The 17215-nt window shown below is 36.5% G+C and carries 16 protein-coding genes; 5 read left to right on the top strand and 11 right to left on the bottom strand.

Annotated elements, in window-relative coordinates; genetic code table 11:
- Positions 1-37: 37 nt before the first annotated feature.
- The 9 genes from CDOM16189_RS01520 to CDOM16189_RS01480 form a co-directional block, all read right to left on the bottom strand.
- Positions 38-2776 carry a M16 family metallopeptidase gene (locus CDOM16189_RS01520; RefSeq protein WP_169973781.1) on the bottom strand — a complete coding sequence of 913 codons (2739 nt, stop codon included), beginning with the start codon at positions 2774-2776 and terminating at the stop codon, positions 38-40.
- Between the two features lie 19 nt (positions 2777-2795).
- Positions 2796-3578 carry a glutamate racemase gene (murI, locus tag CDOM16189_RS01515; RefSeq protein ID WP_169973779.1) on the bottom strand — a complete coding sequence of 261 codons (783 nt, stop codon included), beginning with the start codon at positions 3576-3578 and terminating at the stop codon, positions 2796-2798.
- A complete protein-coding gene (locus CDOM16189_RS01510) occupies positions 3575-4480 on the bottom strand; it encodes a DMT family transporter (RefSeq protein ID WP_169973777.1) in 906 nt (301 codons plus the stop codon). The genes murI and CDOM16189_RS01510 overlap by 4 nt, the downstream gene beginning before the upstream one ends.
- Positions 4481-4486: 6 nt before the next feature.
- Complete coding sequence (locus tag CDOM16189_RS01505; RefSeq protein WP_169973775.1) at positions 4487-6622, bottom strand: TRAP transporter permease; 2136 nt, start codon at positions 6620-6622, stop codon at positions 4487-4489.
- Between the two features lie 17 nt (positions 6623-6639).
- On the bottom strand, positions 6640-7578 hold the full coding sequence (locus CDOM16189_RS01500; RefSeq protein WP_169973773.1) for a TAXI family TRAP transporter solute-binding subunit: 939 nt from the start codon (positions 7576-7578) through the stop codon (positions 6640-6642).
- A gap of 258 nt (positions 7579-7836) precedes the next feature.
- Complete coding sequence (locus tag CDOM16189_RS01495) at positions 7837-8709, bottom strand: carbon-nitrogen hydrolase (protein WP_169973771.1); 873 nt, start codon at positions 8707-8709, stop codon at positions 7837-7839.
- A 48-nt stretch (positions 8710-8757) separates the two neighbouring features.
- Positions 8758-9651 (bottom strand): cation diffusion facilitator family transporter, encoded by an 894-nt coding sequence (locus CDOM16189_RS01490; RefSeq protein WP_169973769.1) that lies wholly within the window; start codon positions 9649-9651, stop codon positions 8758-8760.
- Positions 9632-10621, bottom strand: coding sequence for an agmatine deiminase family protein (locus CDOM16189_RS01485; RefSeq protein WP_169973767.1), 990 nt, complete (start codon positions 10619-10621; stop codon positions 9632-9634). The genes CDOM16189_RS01490 and CDOM16189_RS01485 overlap by 20 nt, the downstream gene beginning before the upstream one ends.
- Positions 10618-10872, bottom strand: coding sequence for a CBU_0592 family membrane protein (locus CDOM16189_RS01480; RefSeq protein ID WP_169973765.1), 255 nt, complete (start codon positions 10870-10872; stop codon positions 10618-10620). The genes CDOM16189_RS01485 and CDOM16189_RS01480 overlap by 4 nt, the downstream gene beginning before the upstream one ends.
- 149 nt (positions 10873-11021) lie before the next feature.
- Between CDOM16189_RS01480 and CDOM16189_RS01475 the strand changes: the two genes are divergently transcribed.
- The 5 genes from CDOM16189_RS01475 to CDOM16189_RS01455 all read left to right on the top strand — a co-directional run bounded on the left by CDOM16189_RS01475 (position 11022) and on the right by CDOM16189_RS01455 (position 15054).
- Positions 11022-12011, top strand: coding sequence for a c-type cytochrome (locus tag CDOM16189_RS01475; RefSeq protein ID WP_169973763.1), 990 nt, complete (start codon positions 11022-11024; stop codon positions 12009-12011).
- 99 nt (positions 12012-12110) lie between these two features.
- Positions 12111-12764: an amino acid ABC transporter permease gene (locus tag CDOM16189_RS01470; RefSeq protein WP_169973761.1), complete on the top strand. Its 654-nt coding sequence runs from the start codon at positions 12111-12113 to the stop codon at positions 12762-12764.
- A 25-nt stretch (positions 12765-12789) separates the two neighbouring features.
- Positions 12790-13419: an amino acid ABC transporter permease gene (locus CDOM16189_RS01465; protein ID WP_169974035.1), complete on the top strand. Its 630-nt coding sequence runs from the start codon at positions 12790-12792 to the stop codon at positions 13417-13419.
- 20 nt (positions 13420-13439) lie between these two features.
- Positions 13440-14165 (top strand): amino acid ABC transporter ATP-binding protein, encoded by a 726-nt coding sequence (locus CDOM16189_RS01460; protein ID WP_502707247.1) that lies wholly within the window; start codon positions 13440-13442, stop codon positions 14163-14165.
- Positions 14166-14226: 61 nt separating this feature from the next.
- A complete protein-coding gene (locus CDOM16189_RS01455; protein ID WP_169973757.1) occupies positions 14227-15054 on the top strand; it encodes a cysteine ABC transporter substrate-binding protein in 828 nt (275 codons plus the stop codon).
- 72 nt (positions 15055-15126) lie between these two features.
- On the opposite strand, the gene groL is transcribed toward CDOM16189_RS01455, so the two are convergent.
- Positions 15127-16764 carry a chaperonin GroEL gene (gene groL, locus CDOM16189_RS01450; protein WP_170000702.1) on the bottom strand — a complete coding sequence of 546 codons (1638 nt, stop codon included), beginning with the start codon at positions 16762-16764 and terminating at the stop codon, positions 15127-15129.
- A 37-nt stretch (positions 16765-16801) separates the two neighbouring features.
- Positions 16802-17062: a co-chaperone GroES gene (groES, locus tag CDOM16189_RS01445; protein WP_169973753.1), complete on the bottom strand. Its 261-nt coding sequence runs from the start codon at positions 17060-17062 to the stop codon at positions 16802-16804.
- Positions 17063-17215 lie beyond the last annotated feature (153 nt).

The raw sequence follows: 17215 nt of genomic DNA, 5'->3' as shown, positions 1-17215 counted from the left end.
ACGGCGTTAAATTTGCGCCGTAACTTTAGATTTATCTCTACTTAATAGGACTGTTTATACCTATTATCATATTATCTTCTTTTAGGTATAGCTTAGCTGCATTTTTGATATCCTCATTTGTTATCATGTTAACAAATTTTTCATATTCGTCTATGCTAAATATCTCATTGTCATATATTTTGTTTGACACTATCGCATTTAGCCAAAAGCTTGATTGTTCATATTTTTGTTTTAGCTTTAAAATAGTAGATTTTTTATAGCTTTGAATATATCTATCAAGCGCACCTTCGCTCTTTAAATTTGATATCGTCTTTTTTATTCCATCAAGAACGCTATCAAGTTTTTGAGGAGAAGTCGTAAACGATATTTCTACTCTTGAATGAATATAAGGATGTTTATTTAGTCTAGTACTCAAAGAGATTCCGTAAGTCTCACCCTTTTCTTCGCGTATATTCTCTCTAAGCGCCATTTTAAGCACCTCTCCAAGAGCAGAAATTTTTATTAAATCAAATTTAGAATACTCATTTTGAACGTTTTTCATCTTTACTATCACATCGCTACGATTTGAAGTCTGATAAAATCGCTCAAATTTATGAACTCCATCTAAACCCCTTACGCCGTCATCTATAAAATTTTCGCTATTAAATTTAGCAGGCAAGGTAGCTATGTATTTTTTAATAAACGGCTCCATATCGGTCTCTTTAAAATCTCCAACAAAAATAAATGCATAAGGTGAAGCGTTAGTAAATTTATCATTTACTATATCTTTTAAGTCATTAAATTTAACCGCCTCTATATCGCTTCTGCTAAAATGCTTTTTACGCTCATTGCCGTTGTAATAAAATTCGCTAAACTCTTTAGAAAATTTATAGCTCGGCAAAGACTCTCTTTTAGCAAGATCTTCTATTCTTTTGGTCTTAATCTTTTTTAGCATATCATCATCAACTCTTGGGGAATTAAACTCAAGATATATAGCCTCCACTAAAGACTCTATATCGCCAGTGCTACTCTTGCCGTAAAATCCATGAGATAAAGAGCTTATTCGCTTTTGATAGCTTAAGTATTTTCCGTTTAAAATTTTACTTATTTGGTAGTTATTAAACTCTCCAGCTCCACTTTCGTTTGAAAGTGTGGTCGCAAACTCTCCTAGCTGAGGTCTGGCAAGATTTGAGACACCTCCTTTACTAACAGCCGCGAAAGATATTAAATTTTTCTCATTTTTAAGAGTTTTTAGAATCACAGTAGCATTATTTTCAAGAGTATAACTCCAAATTTTATGCTTTTCATCAAATTTTTTTGAGATAATTTTGCCTGGTTTTATCTCTTTATTTATCAGTTTTGAAGGCAATTTAAAGCTTTTAAGATGAGATGTATATGGCTTTATATCATTTGCAAGCTGTTCAAATTTCTCCTTACCAAGCCTATATCCTTTAGAACTAAATATACTGACGCTCTTTTCATAAAGGCTCAAGATTCGTCTAAATTCAGCATTAACCTCATCAAGAGTTATTTCGTTTAAAATTTTAAGACTTAAATTCCTGCTATCAATATCACTTAAAATCACATTTCCAAGCTCAAGTGCATAGACTATATCGCTTAGATAATCGGCTGATTTTTTACTCTTTGATTGCAGATATCTATTATTGATGATATTGATTAAATTTTTCTTCTCATCATCAAAGTCGCTTTGGCTAAATCCATGAATTTTTATGCCGTTAATAACGCTTAACATATCTTTTATAGAGTCCTCTTGATCATCTCCTATGATTTTCATATCAAAGCTATACATTGTCTTTTGCGCCTGAATCGGCATATTTGTAAAAACCGCTCTTTGAATAGAATTTTCTCTATTTGTTTTCTCTTCATAAAGCGTATTTATCAAATTTGAAATATATAGATTTATAATCGCTTTGCGAATTTGCGATTCAGTTTGTCTTGGTGAAAATTTATCAAAAAATGAAATTTTAATAGAATTTTCAGCGGTTTCATTTGAATCATAGTTGTAGATATTAAGTCCGTTTTTAGCAGGTATAGTTCTGTTTTCTTTAGTATAATAATTCGTATTTTTAACAGAAGAAAAACTATCTTTTATACAGTTTAGAATTTCATCTTTTTTAAAGTCTCCTACAGCCACAAATTCCATAAGTCTAGGCTGATACATCCTATTATAAAAGTCTTTCATCTGGCTTACGCTAACATTTCTTACTATATTCATATCACCTATCGGGTCTCTACTAGCATAGATACTCCCTTCCAGTAAATCATCCCAATGTAGTTTATAAAGCCTATATTCAGGAGTATTTCTAGACCTATCCTCCTCTATAATTACCCCGCGCTCCTTATCAAGCTCATCTTTATCGAAGTTAATTCCATCCATCCAGTTATGAAAAACCAAAAAAACATCTTTTAAATTTCGCTCGTTTACCTCTATATTTAGCATGTAAGCCGTAGAATCATAAGTCGTATAGGCATTCAAATCGGCACCAAATGCCACGCCTAAACTCTCAAGTTTTTGTATCAACTCGTTTTTACTAAAGTCCCTACTCCCATTAAATGCCATATGTTCAACAAAATGCGCTAAACCAAGCTCGCTTGGCTTTTCATCCGCAGAGCCTGCGCGTACAACAAGCTGAAAATATGCCTTATTTTCCGGCAATCTATTTTCTTTAATATAATATTTTAGTCCGTTTTCAAGAGTGCCTGAGGTCAAATTTGCATCTTGCGAAAGAGCAAAAAGACCAATAACAGTAATTAAAAGTAATAAAATTTTTCTCATATCTTCCCTTTTATAAAATTTAATTTATCAAAATCATCCGATCAAGTCGTTTTAAATATCTATATATCCTATCCAGCTCGACTTGACTATCTACTTTGGAGTCTGAATAGTAATACTCTATTTCTTGAGTCGAATCCTCAAGCAAATTTACCCTCTCAAGTTCGTATTTTAGCTTATTTACAGTCCCTTCATTTCCATCTATAAATTTTATATTCGGTGGCAAAATTTCTCTTAAAGTATCTTTAAAATAGTTAAAATGCGTACATCCTAGTACAAGCGAAGAGTAATTAGCAAGATCAAATTTTAGCAGTTCATTTTTTAAATATGCACGCACTCTTTGAGAGTAAAACTCCTCATTTTCTGCAAATTCAACAAGCTTAGGCAAAGCAACTAAATCTATTAAACTCTTATTATCAAAACGAGCTATAAGATCTTTTAGTTTTTTACCTTTTACCGTTACAGGAGTTGCAATTACGATGGTACGTGAGTTTTTAAATATATCTGCAGCCTTTTTAACAGCAGGCTCCATCCCTATAATAGGTATAGCAAACTCCTCTCTTAGCTCGTTTATAGCTGCACTAGTGGCGGTATTACAAGCTACAACTACCGCTTTTACGTCTTTTTCTTGCATAAATTTAAAAGCATGAGTAGTGTAAGATAAAATTTGCTCTTTTGTTTTTAATCCATAAGGAACATTTTGCCTGTCCGCGTAATATAAAAACTGCTCGTTAGGCAATTTTTTAATAGCCTCATTTAATACGCTAAGCCCGCCAAGCCCTGAGTCAAATATCCCTATTTTCATCGCGCATTCCTCTTTATATTTGCCAAATTAACTCCAACCACTCCAAGTATTATAAAACTTGCTCCTAAAAAATGATAGATTTCAAAATTTTCATCAAGTAAGAATATTCCGGCAATTATTGTTACCAAGGTTGAAAGATTGCTAAAAATTCCTATCTTAAAAGCTTCTAATCGTTTTAGTGAATAGCCGAACAAAAAAGAGGTTGCTACGGAACTAAAAATTGCTAAAAATAGTGTCGAAATAGTAAATTTAATATCTAAAAAAGGCGCGAAATAAAGCTTTAATTCTCTGGATTTTAAAATATAATCACTCAAATTTAACATATTAAAAAATATAAATCCTATAAAAATAGTAACTATAACTAACTTTGAAATTTCAAATTTTGCCAAAACACGCCTTGCAAAAACATTATAAAGCGAGATAGCAATAACTGATAAAATAATTAAAAAATTGCCTATTAGACTTGAATTTTCACCAAAATTACCAGACATATAAATGATGTAAATAATGCCAAAAACAGAGACTAGCGCAAAAAATTTCTGCCATATATTTGTATATTCTCCAATAAAGAAATGCGCAAAAACCATTGTAACAACTGGAGTGCAAGCATGAAAGATTCCAGCCATAACCGAGCTGGTAAATGTAAGTCCAAAGGCTTGAAAAGCAAAAAATAAACTTGGATATAAAATGGCTATAAATGATATTTTTTTAAAATCTTTTAAGCTTATTTTTTCATTTATAAAACCGAATTTTATTAAAATCAGTACAACTATAAAGGCTATGCTAAATCTATGCGCCAGACTTTCAAATACGCTTGCAAACTCAAGTGAAATTTTGACAAAAGCAAATGAAAAACCTACGATAAAAGTCGCAGCCAAAAGCGACAGATAGGCTCTTAACATAAAGGGTTAAGAGCTCTTTTTCTCGCTCTTATTTTTCATCCACTGATATGCAAAAACTAGCCCGTAAATACCCACTCCAATCGCATAAGATGTATATTCGTTAGGAATGGCGGCTATATATTTAACGCACATATTTGGAACCAGAACAAGAGGCACTACGGCAAGCAGTAAAACTCTCTCCCAAATTTGTACCCTAGTTACAAAAAACCCTTGAAGCGCCGAAGAAAAGGCAAACATTCCTATAAGTGCGGTTGAAAATATGAGCAGCATCTCAAGTGGATTTGTTATCCAAACAATACCTTTAGCATCATTTGGAGCTGCAGGATTTATACTCTCTATTAATAAAAGCTTGTTGTTAAACACAAAAGCAAAAGGTAAAACCGTAGTTCTTAGATCGTAAAAGAAGCCTTGCACACCAACTGTTACAGGATTTGCTTTGGCAATACCGGCAGCGGCGTAAGCGGCAATTCCTACAGGAGGAGTATCGTCGGCTAAAATTCCAAAATAAAATACAAATAGATGAACTGCGATAGCGGGGATCAAAAATCCGTTTTTATATGCCAAAAATAAGATTACAGGCGCAACGAGAGATGAAACTACGATATAGTTAGCCGTAGTTGGAAGACCCATACCAAGTATCAAAGACATAACCGCAGTTAAAAATAGTATAAGCAAGATATTATTGCCTGCTATAATCTCAACCACTTCAGATAAAACCTGACCAATACCAGTAAGAGAGATTGAACCCACTATAATTCCGGCTAGACCAGTGGCTATAGCTATGGTAGTCATATTTCTGGCAGCCGTTACCATAGCCCAGAAAATATCCGCAAAACCTATAATAAAATCGTCTTTATTTACTCTTTCTCCCATAGCCATCTTTTTAATAGGCTCTTGAAAGATAATTATCAAAAACAAAACATTTATAGCGTTAAATGCCGCAGATATTGGCGACTCTTTGGCTATCAAAAGAGTATAAAGCATAACTAAAATAGGTATTAGATAGTGAAGTCCGCTAAAGAAAATTTTAAATTTAGAAACGCTTTTGTCTTGTTTCATTCCCTTTAATCCAAGCTTGCAAGACTCCAGATGCACGATAAAAAATAAAGACGCATAGCAGACAAAGGCAGGAATTACGGCAGCTATCATTACATTGGTATAGCTCATACCCAAAAATTCGGCTATTATAAATGCAGCCGCACCCATAATAGGTGGCATAAGCTGTCCGTTTACACCAGCTGCCACTTCGATAGCTCCGGCTTTTGTACTAGTTAGTCCGGCTTTTTTCATAAGAGGAATGGTAAATGTTCCAACGGTTACAACGTTTGCCGTTGAGCTTCCGGAGACCATACCTGTTAAACCGCTAGCTATAACAGAAGCCTTAGCAGGACCTCCTCTAAATCTGCCAAGCAGGGCAAAGGCTAAATTTATAAAATACTGCCCCGCTCCAGCTCTTTCAAGAAGCGAACCAAACAAAACAAAAAGATATATAAAGCTCACACTAACACCAAGCGGCACTCCAAATACGCCCTCGGTAGTTAGATACATATGCCCTGCGAGTTTATTTAGACTGGCACCTTGGTGAGCTATGATGTCTGGCATATACTGTCCAAAATAGTCATAACACAAAAATATAGCCGCGATGATGCCAAGCGCAGGTCCTATCACGCGTCTGCCGGCTTCAAATAGTATAAGCACAGCGGCGCTTGATATCAAAACATCAAATTTAGTATAGTCTCCTGGTCTTTGAGCAAGAGAGTAAAACTCTACAAAAGGATAAAGTGCCGCTATGACACCCACTACACAAAGCAAGATATCATAAATCGGCACGCTAGTTTGAGCCTTTTTGTGAAATTTCACAGGATAGAGCAAAAATACAAGCGCTATCGCAAAAGAGAGGTGAATGGAACGTGACATAGTGGTATTCATCGGAAAATACGCGATATATAGTTGGAAAACCGACCAAGCAAAACAAATTATACTTGTTAAATAGATATAATAATTCGAGTTTATCTCTCTTGTTTTTACCTCTACAAACTCCTCTTTTTCCTGAGGTATTGCATTTTGCACTTCATTTTGCTCTTCTATATCCGTATTTATATCCTTGTTTTTTAAATCACCAATTTTGCCGTTTAGCTCCATTAACCCACCCTTAAAAATTATTTAATTATTCCATGTTTTTTAAACTCAGCCTCAGCAGCAGGATGAAGCGGAGCTGAAAGACCCTCGATCAAAGACTCTTTAGTAACCGCGCCAAGTGCCGGGTGGAGTGTTTTATACTCATCAAAGTTATCTAGTATCGCCTTAACAACAGCAGTTACCGCTTTATCGCTCATGTCTTTGTTTGTAACCAAAACAGCCTTAACACCGATACTTTCCACGTCATGGCCTACACCTTCGTAAGTGCCTTTTGGTATCACGCCTTTTGCAAAATACGGAAACTCTTTAAGCATCTTATCTATATTTTCACCTTTTATATTTACGATGTCTATAGGCATAGAGTTAGCCGCATCTGTAATATTTGCTGTAGGGTGACCTACCATATAAAAATATCCGTCGATTTTCTTATCTTTAAGTGCATGAGGGCATTCTTGAGCTGTTAAAACGCCGTGATGTTTTAATTTTTTTGCATCAAATCCATAAGCGTTAAACACAGTAAGTGCTGTCATCTCATTACCGCTACCAGGATTTCCTACGTTGATACTTTTACCAGCAAGATCATTTATTGAAGCAATTCCGCTTGCTTTTGATACAACAAATGCCAAAAGTTCAGGATAGATAGAGACTACGGCACGTAAATTTTTATCTCCCATATCCTTAAATTTGCCTACGCCGTTATATTTATCATACACTACGTCGCTTTGAACAAAGCCAAAATTTAGCTCTTTTTTAAGAACGTTATTTACATTATATATAGAACCGCCAGTTGATTGAACGGAACATTTTATCTGAGGATCTTTATTGGCAAGTCTGCATATAGCTCCGCCCACAGGATAATAAGTTCCAGTCATTCCACCTGTTCCGATAGAAATGAACTCTTTTGCGCTAAGTGTTGAAGCCAAAAGCAGTCCAGCCAAAGCCAAAGATGTTTTTTTCATAGTCAATCCTTTATAAAAAATTTGATTTTCTATCGTATCACAAATTCTATTTTTGCCAGAAATTTATTTGAGATTTTTTGAGACTAATTCTAAAATTTTTCACAATTTTACACATTTTAGGCTTAAAAAATAATTTTCTTAAGTTTTAATTTATATTATTTTTATAATGATTTTTTTATTTAAGTTTTATATAGAGCAAGATTGATTAAATTCTTAAGCTAAGGCACGACAAAGCTTAAGAATTTAAAATATATATAATTAATCAATAAAACGCTTTGTTAAATTTTGATACTCATCTATCCTGCGATCTCTAAGAAATGGCCAAATTCTACGAACCTCTTCACTTCTTTTCATATCAATATCTACAATATAGCACTCTTCGCTCTCACTATCGGCTCTAAATAGCTCCTCGCCCTGAGCACCAAAGACAAAGCTATTGCCCCAGAATTTTATTCCGTCCATAGCTCCGCTCTGATCCTCTTCAAAACCTACACGATTTACAGCTACCACAGGCAAACCATTTGCGACAGCGTGTCCTCTTTGAACCGCTACCCAAGCATCCAGCTGACGTAATTTCTCTTCACTACTATCAGCCTCAAACCAACCTATAGCAGTAGGATAAATTAAAATTTTAGCACCACGCAAAGCCATAAGTCTAGCAGCTTCAGGATACCACTGATCCCAACAAACAAGAAGTCCAAGTCGCCCCACGCTCGTATTTATAGGCTCAAATCCAAGATCGCCCGGCGTAAAATAAAATTTCTCGTAAAATCCAGGATCATCCGGTATATGCATCTTGCGGTATCTGCCAGCTATGGAGCCGTCTTTTTCATAGACGTAAGCAGTGTTATGATAAAGTCCGTCGGCTCGCTTTTCAAAGAGTGAAGTAACCAAAACCACACCATTTTGTTTAGCTACATGCCCCCAAAATTTGACATCCTCTTCCCACTCGTTAGCAAGATCAAAGAATTTAGTATCTTCGCTTTGGCAAAAATACTGAGTTTGATGAAGCTCTTGACAGACTACAAGCTCAGCCCCGCCCTCGGCCGCCTCTCTTATTAGCTCGATAGTTCTTTGATTCGTAGCCTCTTTCGAGCCGTGAAATTTTTGTTGAATTAGCGCTACTTTCATAAAATCACCTCAAATTAAATTTTCAAAAAATTATATCACACAAAGCTTTTAAGCCAAATTTCTATCATCATAAGGATCTAAGTGAGTTGTTATCTCCCATCTAAATTCACTAAATTTATCCCTTATTACATATTCGATTTGGTTGGAAATCTCATGCGCCTTAACAAGTAAAATTTCCTTATCAAATACCAAATGAACGACCATGTAGCAGATATCAGAACTCTTTCTAGTCGCCAACCCATGAAAGCTATTTATCTCTTTTTTAGATTTTATAATATCTTCTATTTGACTTACCATTTGAGACTCAAGAGCCTTGTCCAAAAGCACTCCTAAGCTCTCTTTCATCAAAGATATGGCTGAATTTACAATATATCCGCTAATTACGATACCAAAGATTGCATCTATTATCGTAAATCCTGTAAATTTGATAATAATTAAGGCTAAAATTATGCCAAAATTGGTAAAAAAATCACTTTTATAATGAAGTGCATCAGCCTTGATTATCAAATTTTTTGTCTTCTTTGCCACAAAATTTAAAAACGCAACAAGAGCGCCCGTAACCACAAAAGAAAAGATCATCACATACAGGCTCAAATCGACATTTAACTCTACTTCGTCGGCTCTAAATTTAAGTATGCTTTCATAAAAAATAAAAACTCCTATACCTACGATTAAAATCCCTTCAAGCATCGCAGCTATGGCTTCTAATTTAGTATAACCAAAGTTAAATTTATCGTTTGGTTTGGCTTGAGATTTCCTAAGTGCAAAAAAGTTTAAAGCAGATACCAAAAGGTCAAGCATAGAATCAATCGCAGAGCTAAGCACCGAAACAGAACCGCTTGCTATACCTGCAATAAATTTAATAACCGAAAGCAAAAAAGCCGTAGTTCCAGCGACTATTACGGCTAATCTTTGTAAATTTTTATTTTCTATCCGTTCCATCTCTTCTTAAAAACCTATTTTGACTTGAGCAGTGAAGCGAGCCGTTTTGACGCACAAAAACGAGCGAATTTACGCCTATGATCTTGTGATCAGGAAGTGCTTTTGCAAGCCTTTCAAGCACGATTTTATCGTTTGGATCGTTATATGTAGGTACGATCAAAGCGCCGTTTACAAAGATAAAATTTGCGTAAGTACACCCCAGCCTCTTGCCTTCATAAAATTTAGCCTTTGGAAGCGGCAGCTCAAGCAGTTTAAATCCCGTAGTCTCAAGCTCTTGCTTCATCTTTTTAAGCTCTTCATAATGCTCATCATTTTTATCGTCCGTGCATGCATAAGCTATCGTATCAGGCGAGATAAACCTAGCCAAAGTATCAACGTGAGAGTCGGTATCATCGCCCTTTATAAAGCCATGCTTTAGCCATATAACGCGCTTTAAGCCAAAAAGCTCTTTTAGCTTGGCTTCTATCTGCTCTTTATTAAATTTTGAATTTCGGTTGTCGTTTAAAAGGCAAGTTTCGGTAGTTAGCAAAGTGCCCTGCCCGTCAAATTCGATACTTCCGCCCTCTAGTATAAAATCAACTTCGCGCAGATCGCTTTTAAAATGCTTGGCAAGCTCTAAATTTACGGCATTATCCTTTGAGCTCTCAAATTTCCCGCCCCAAGCGTTAAATTTAAAATCATAGCTTAAAATTTTATCGCCGTTTTCAACGTCAATCATCCCGTAATCGCGTATCCAAGTATCATCAGTATCGATCTTTATAAACTCAACATTATCAAATTTGGCAAATCTTGAGTTAAAAATTTCCTCATCGGGACATATCAAAACTACTTTTTGAAAAGGCACGATAGCTGCCACAAGCTCTTCGTAACTATCTAAAATTTCGTTCAAATACGGCTTCCAGTCGCTGTTTTCGTGCGGTAACGATAAAAACAGAAGCTCTTGTTTTTCCCACTCTGCATAAGCTCTCAAATTTCACTCCTTGATCTGTTTTTGTAAATTTTAAAAATTCCATAAAGTGTTATGAATATCCAAAAAACCTCTATCAAAAAAGAGCCTAGATTAAAATGCACAAGAAGCGAGATGATAAGCAGTATGGCTCCAGCTAAATTTATAAGCTGATAGCTTAAATCAGCGCTTGTCATCTTGCCGATCTGAAGTAAAAAATATGCAAGCACGATGCAAATCATGCCCAAAAATCCGATAAATTGAAAAATATCCATAAAATCTCTCTGCTCAAAATCAAAACTAATTGTAACATATTAAAAAAATTCTAGTTTTAAAAATTAAATATTTTTTACGCCAAATTCCTGTAATATTTTAAAATATATTTTAAATAAAATTTAAATAATTTTTATTATAAGGAGATTTTATGAAAAATACCATTTTGCTGATGGCTGTGCCGCTTTTAGTAAGCAACTCATTTGCGTTTGACGCGGCTAAAGATAAGGCTAAAAGCGCTTATCCATTTGAAGTAAAAGTTCAGGAATTTAGGCTTCCTGTGGGAATTGACGAAAACGGTGTCATAGACGAAGCTAAACTTGGCGACTCTCCTTATGCAAAAACCGTTATATTTGGCTCAAAGCTATTAAACGAGACCTCAAGATACCTTGGTCCTATGGCAAAAGATGAGAAAAAGCGCTTTGCGGGCAATAACCTCTCCTGTTCAAGCTGCCACTCAAAGGGCGGAGTTGAGCCCGGACACTCTCCTTTCGTAGGAATTACGGCTAGATTTCCTCAATATAACTCAAGAGCCGATCAGGTCGTAACTCTTCAAGACCGCATAAACGGCTGCTTCCAACGCTCAATGTCGGGCAAGCCGATCCCTGCAAACTCAAAAGAGATGCGCGCGATGGTAACTTACATGCACTGGCTATCGACAGGATATGAAGTGGGCGCAAAGGTTAAAGGTCAAGGACTCGTTAAGGCCGAGTATATAGACCGCGCGGCAGATCCTAAAAAAGGTAAAGAAATTTATGCCGCCAAATGCGCATCATGCCACGGCGAAAACGGCGAAGGCATGGTAAATCCCGACTTTGCAAACGGCGGAGATTACTATGTATTCCCGGCTCTTTGGGGCAATGATAGCTACAACACAGGTGCCGGCATGTACCGCCTCATAAAAGGCGCTCAATACGTCAAATCAACAATGCCTCAAGGCGATGCGACCTTAACTTGGGAAGAGGCTTACGACGTGACAGCCTATATGAACTCGCACGAAAGACCGATCAAACAAGGCCGCGAGAAAGACTTCCCTGATCTTGACGTTAAGCCTATGGATATGGACGTGGGGCCTTACAACGACGGATTTGACGAGAATGCTCATAGATTTGGACCTTACAAACCTATGCTTAAAAAATAAATTTTTCTTTGAATAGCAGTATTAATACTAATTTTGTCTTTAAATTTAGTATTAATACGCTAAAATCCCCCTCAAATTTAAATAATTAGGCTAAATTTTATGGATTTTGAGTTTATCAAAGAATTTTCGCCGATGTTCGTAAAAGCAGCGTTTTTAACGCTAAATTTGGCTTTTTGGGGGATTTTACTCTCCATCATCATTGGCATCATCTGCATGGCTATAAAATTTTACAAGATCAAGCTCTTAATCCCTATCGTAAACGGCTATATCGAGCTTTCGCGCAACACTCCGCTTCTTATACAGCTATTTTTCTTGTATTACGGTTTGCCAAAGCTGGGCATAAATATAAGCTCGTTTTCATGCGCGGTGATAGGGCTAGCGTTTCTTGGAGGAAGCTACATGGCTGAAAGCTTTAGGCTTGGGCACGAGTCGGTAAAAACCTCTCAGATCGAAGCGGGTCTTAGCATAGGACTAAGTCAAAATCAACTTCTTGCCTATGTAATCACTCCGCAAGCCTTTAGCGTGGCACTTCCTAGCATAAGCGCAAACATAATCTTTCTACTTAAAGAGACATCAATAGTTAGCATAGTAGCACTTGCTGACCTTGTATATGTAGCAAAAGATATCATAGGACTATACTATATGACTGATGAGGCGCTATTTATGCTAGTTATTAGCTATCTTATAATTATTTTGCCAACTTCACTTCTTTTAACTTGGCTTGAAAAAAGGATGAAACGTGCAAGGAGCTAGCATCTTATTTGATGTCCAAAATTTAATGCGCCTTGGCGAAGGACTTATAGTAAGCCTTGAAATCTCTATAATATCGATAGTTATTTCGGTATTTGGCGGTTTATTTATGGGCGTTTTAATGAGCTCAAAAAATAAATTTATATATTGGATTTGCAAATTTTGCCTTGAAATAGTCCGTATCATGCCTACTATAGTATGGTTATTTATATTTTACTTCGGAGTAAGCAGAGCTTTAGGGCTTCATATCAGTGCGTTTGCGGCTTCGCTTTTAGTATTTAGCGTTTGGGGCATATTTGAGATGATGGATATAGTAAGAGGAGCTATTGCTTCAATACCTAAACACCAATTTGAAAGCGCATCATCATTAGGACTAAATAAGGCTCAAATTTACATATATGTCATCATCCCTCTTGCCATGCGCCGTTTGGTTCCGGGTGCCGTAAATTTACTAAGCAGGATGATAAAAACAACCTCAATAGTCGTATTAATAGGAGTGGTTGAAGTCGTCAAAGTCGGTCAGCAAATAATAGAAAACCACGTCTTTACAAACAACATGGCGCCGTTTTGGATATACGGCTTTATATTTTTTCTATATTTTATCATCTGCTATCCGATCTCAAAGCTCTCAAAGAAGCTTGAAGATAGATGGAATTAGGAGAATTCGTGAATAAATACATACTTCAACTTAAAAATTTACAAAAATACTATGGCGATACGCACGCTCTTAAAAATATAAATTTAAACGTAAAAAGTGGCGAAGTTGTCGTTATATTAGGACCTTCAGGTTGTGGTAAAAGCACTACACTTAGATGTATAAACGGTTTAGAGCATATTGCAAGTGGCGAGATAATAATCCACGATCAAGTTATCACAAAGGATTTTAAAGAGTGGATCAAAATCCGCCAATATGTAGGAATGGTCTTTCAAAGCTATGAACTTTTTGATCATATGAACGTAATAGATAATATCCTATTAGGGCCTGTAAAAGCGCAAAAAAGAGATAAAAAAGAGGTAGAAAAAGAAGCTGACATCTGGCTAGCAAAAGTTGGTTTAAGCGGTAAAAAATACTCATATCCAAAAGAGTTAAGCGGTGGTCAGAAACAAAGAATAGCAATAGTAAGAGCACTTTGTATGAATCCAGACCTAATGCTATTTGACGAGGTTACGGCAGCCCTTGATCCTGAAATTGTGCGAGAAGTGCTTGATGTGATAATAAATTTAGCCAAAGATGGCATGACAATGCTAATTGTAACGCATGAAATGGAATTTGCTCGTGCGGTTGCAGACCGCATAATATTTATGGATGCCGGTGAAATAGTAGAAGAAAATACACCTAACGAATTTTTTACAAGTCCGAAAACGGAACGCGCAAAGAAATTTCTAAATCTATTTTCATTTTAATTAAGTATTTGTTAGTCAAATTTATTGCATAATTTACCTTATTTCAATCAAAGGAAAAAGAATGAGAAATTTTATGCTTTCATTTTTGGCAATCTTCGCCACTGTATTTTTAACAGCTCAGGTAGCTGAAGCAAACGACGCTTTGGCCAAAATAAAAGAGCGTGGATATGTGCGCATAGGAGTTTTTAGCGATAAACCCCCATTTGGATACGTCGATAAAAACGGCAAAAATCAAGGATATGATATTTACTTTGCAAAACGAATAGCAAAAGATCTGCTTGGCGACGAAAGTAAGATAAAATTTGAGCTTGTAGAGGCCGCTAGCAGGGTTGAATTTTTAGTTGCTGACAAAGTTGATATTATTCTAGCCAATTTTACACATACAAAAGAGCGCACTAGAGTCGTTGATTTCGCGCTTCCTTATATGAAAGTATCGCTTGGCATAGTTAGCCCTGAAGGCAAAGTAATAAAAAATATAAACGAGCTAAAAGGCAAAAAATTAATCGTAAATAAAGGCACTACAGCTGATGCATACTTCACAAAAAAACATCCCGATATTGAACTTTTAAAATATGATCAAAACACAGAGACATTTGGCGCACTGTTAGATAAAAGAGGTGCGGCTCTAGCTCATGATAATGCCCTACTTTTCGCATGGGCTAAAGAAAATCCTGGCTTTATAGTAGGTATAGAGTCGCTTGGTGATGTAGATGCAATAGCACCTGCAGTCAAAAAAGGCAACAAAGCTCTACTTGAGTGGATAAATAATGAAATAATCGAACTTGGTAAGGAAAAATTCTTTCACAAAGCATACGATGCTACACTTAAACCAATATATGGCGACAGTGTAAATCCGGAATCTCTTGTAGTAGAGGGTGGAAAATTATAGATTTTTAAGAAAAGAATACATAAATTGATTCCCCTTTGTTTGTTTACAAAGAGGAATTTTATTACTGGCAGCCTACATCATTCCACCCATGCCACCCATTCCGCCCATATCAGGCATTGCCGGCATTGCAGGTTTATCCTCTTTTAACTCGCTTATAGTAGCCTCAGTTGTAAGAAGAAGGCTTGAAACGCTAACCGCATTTTGAAGTGCTACACGCTCGACCTTAACAGGGTCGATAATGCCCGCTTCAAACATATTTACATACTCGCCAGTAGCTGCATTAAACCCGAAATTTGCATCTTTGCTTGCGCTGACCGCATTTGCAACCACGCCAGCATCAAAGCCTGCGTTTTCAGCTATTTGGCGAAGTGGTGCAGTTAAAGCGCGTCTTACGATAGCAGCACCTATCGCCTCATCACCGCTTAGATCAAGCTTCACTCTAGAGCTTGCTTGTATAAACGCAGCGCCACCGCCGATTACTATACCCTCTTCAACAGCGGCTTTTGTAGCGCTTAGTGCGTCATCTACGCGGTCTTTTTTCTCTTTCATCTCAGTTTCGGTTGCGGCACCCACTTTGATAACAGCCACGCCGCCACTTAGTTTTGCAAGGCGCTCTTGAAGTTTTTCTTTATCATAATCACTTGTAGTTTCTGCTATTTGAGCTTTGATCTGAGTGATTCTAGCATCGATTCCAGCCTTGTCACCTGCACCGTTTACGATCGTAGTATTGTCTTTATCTATAACAACAGTTGAAGCCTGTCCTAGGTCGTTAAGCGTAGCTCCGTCAAGAGTTCTACCAAGCTCTTCGCTTATCACTTCACCGCCTGTTAAGATAGCGATATCTTCAAGCATCGCCTTTCTTCTATCTCCAAATCCCGGAGCCTTAACGGCAGAGATATTTAGCACGCCTCTAAGTTTATTTACAACCAAAGTCGCAAGAGCCTCTCCCTCGATATCTTCAGCTATGATTAAAAGCGGCTTGCCGGTCTTTTGAATTTGCTCTAAAATAGGCAATAAATCTTTTAAATTTGTAATCTTCTTATCAAATAACAATATATAAGGATTGCTTAGCTCTACTTGCATTTTTTCAGCGTTTGTGATGAAGTATGGGCTTAGATATCCACGGTCAAACTGCATACCCTCAACCACATTTAGCTCATCATGGATTGATTTTGCTTCTTCAACGGTTATAACGCCGTCTTTGCCTACTTTTTCCATCGCATCGGCTATCAATTCACCTATCGTAGCGTCTGAATTTGCCGATATTGTAGCGACTTGAGCTATCTCTTTTTTATCCGTTACTTTTCTAGACATAGCTTTTAGCTCGGCTATGATAGCAGCCGCCTCTTTATCCATTCCGCGTTTTACTTCGATTGGATTTGCGCCCGCAGTGATGTTTCTAAGACCCTCTTTAAATATAGCGTTAGCTAAAACCGTAGCAGTTGTAGTTCCATCACCAGCTTCATCAGCTGTTTTACTTGCTACTTCTCTTACAAGCCCTGCGCCCATATTTTCAAGTGCGTCTTTTAGCTCAACCTCTTTAGCTACGCTAACGCCGTCTTTTGTGATGGCAGGAGCGCCGAAACTCTTTTGGATAAGTACGTTTCTACCGCGTGGTCCCATAGTTACTTTTACGGCGTCGTTAAGTTTTCTAACACCTTCGTATAGTCTATTTCTAGCTTCATCTGAAAAAAATATCTCTTTTGCCATTTTCTTTTCCTTAAGTATTAATTTTTAAAATCAAATTTTATTTAATAACGCCCAAAACGTCATCTAAATTTAACACAAGATAAGTTTTACCTTCAAGTGTTATCTCCGTTCCGGCATATTTGCCAAACACCACGTCATCGCCTGTTTTTACGTTTTCTATTTCGCTTGATACCGCTAAAACTTTACCGCTTAAAGGTTTTTCTTTTGCATTATCGGGTATAATAATACCTGTTGCTGTTGTCTTAACGTCTTCAAGGCGTTCAACTAAGATACGCTTGCCTAATGGTTGAAAATTCATAATTCATCCTTTGGTATAATATTAATTTTTAGCACTCTTGTTTTTTGAGTGATGAAATTATATGATAGTTTTTTAAATTTGTCAATGATTTCAGCTAAATTTATAATAAACTCTTAGTTAGTTAAACTCAACTTATGTGAATTTATAAATTAA

The organism is Campylobacter sp. RM16189 (assembly GCF_012978815.1).
Taxonomy (GTDB): domain Bacteria; phylum Campylobacterota; class Campylobacteria; order Campylobacterales; family Campylobacteraceae; genus Campylobacter_A.
The sequence above is the reverse complement of the archived record's forward strand: the minus strand, read 5'-3'. Positions and strand labels throughout refer to the sequence as shown.

What these genes read in the sequence shown, in the direction of transcription:
- CDOM16189_RS01520 (WP_169973781.1), bottom strand. Translation starts at nt 2,776, where the DNA reads ATGAGAAAAATTTTATTACTTTTAATTACTGTTATTGGTCTTTTTGCT.
- murI (WP_169973779.1), bottom strand. Translation starts at nt 3,578, where the DNA reads ATGAAAATAGGGATATTTGACTCAGGGCTTGGCGGGCTTAGCGTATTA.
- CDOM16189_RS01510 (WP_169973777.1), bottom strand. Translation starts at nt 4,480, where the DNA reads ATGTTAAGAGCCTATCTGTCGCTTTTGGCTGCGACTTTTATCGTAGGT.
- CDOM16189_RS01505 (WP_169973775.1), bottom strand. Translation starts at nt 6,622, where the DNA reads ATGGAGCTAAACGGCAAAATTGGTGATTTAAAAAACAAGGATATAAAT.
- CDOM16189_RS01500 (WP_169973773.1), bottom strand. Translation starts at nt 7,578, where the DNA reads ATGAAAAAAACATCTTTGGCTTTGGCTGGACTGCTTTTGGCTTCAACA.
- CDOM16189_RS01495 (WP_169973771.1), bottom strand. Translation starts at nt 8,709, where the DNA reads ATGAAAGTAGCGCTAATTCAACAAAAATTTCACGGCTCGAAAGAGGCT.
- CDOM16189_RS01490 (WP_169973769.1), bottom strand. Translation starts at nt 9,651, where the DNA reads ATGGAACGGATAGAAAATAAAAATTTACAAAGATTAGCCGTAATAGTC.
- CDOM16189_RS01480 (WP_169973765.1), bottom strand. Translation starts at nt 10,872, where the DNA reads ATGGATATTTTTCAATTTATCGGATTTTTGGGCATGATTTGCATCGTG.
- CDOM16189_RS01475 (WP_169973763.1), top strand. Translation starts at nt 11,022, where the DNA reads ATGAAAAATACCATTTTGCTGATGGCTGTGCCGCTTTTAGTAAGCAAC.
- CDOM16189_RS01470 (WP_169973761.1), top strand. Translation starts at nt 12,111, where the DNA reads ATGGATTTTGAGTTTATCAAAGAATTTTCGCCGATGTTCGTAAAAGCA.
- CDOM16189_RS01465 (WP_169974035.1), top strand. Translation starts at nt 12,790, where the DNA reads ATGCGCCTTGGCGAAGGACTTATAGTAAGCCTTGAAATCTCTATAATA.
- CDOM16189_RS01455 (WP_169973757.1), top strand. Translation starts at nt 14,227, where the DNA reads ATGAGAAATTTTATGCTTTCATTTTTGGCAATCTTCGCCACTGTATTT.
- groL (WP_170000702.1), bottom strand. Translation starts at nt 16,764, where the DNA reads ATGGCAAAAGAGATATTTTTTTCAGATGAAGCTAGAAATAGACTATAC.
- groES (WP_169973753.1), bottom strand. Translation starts at nt 17,062, where the DNA reads ATGAATTTTCAACCATTAGGCAAGCGTATCTTAGTTGAACGCCTTGAA.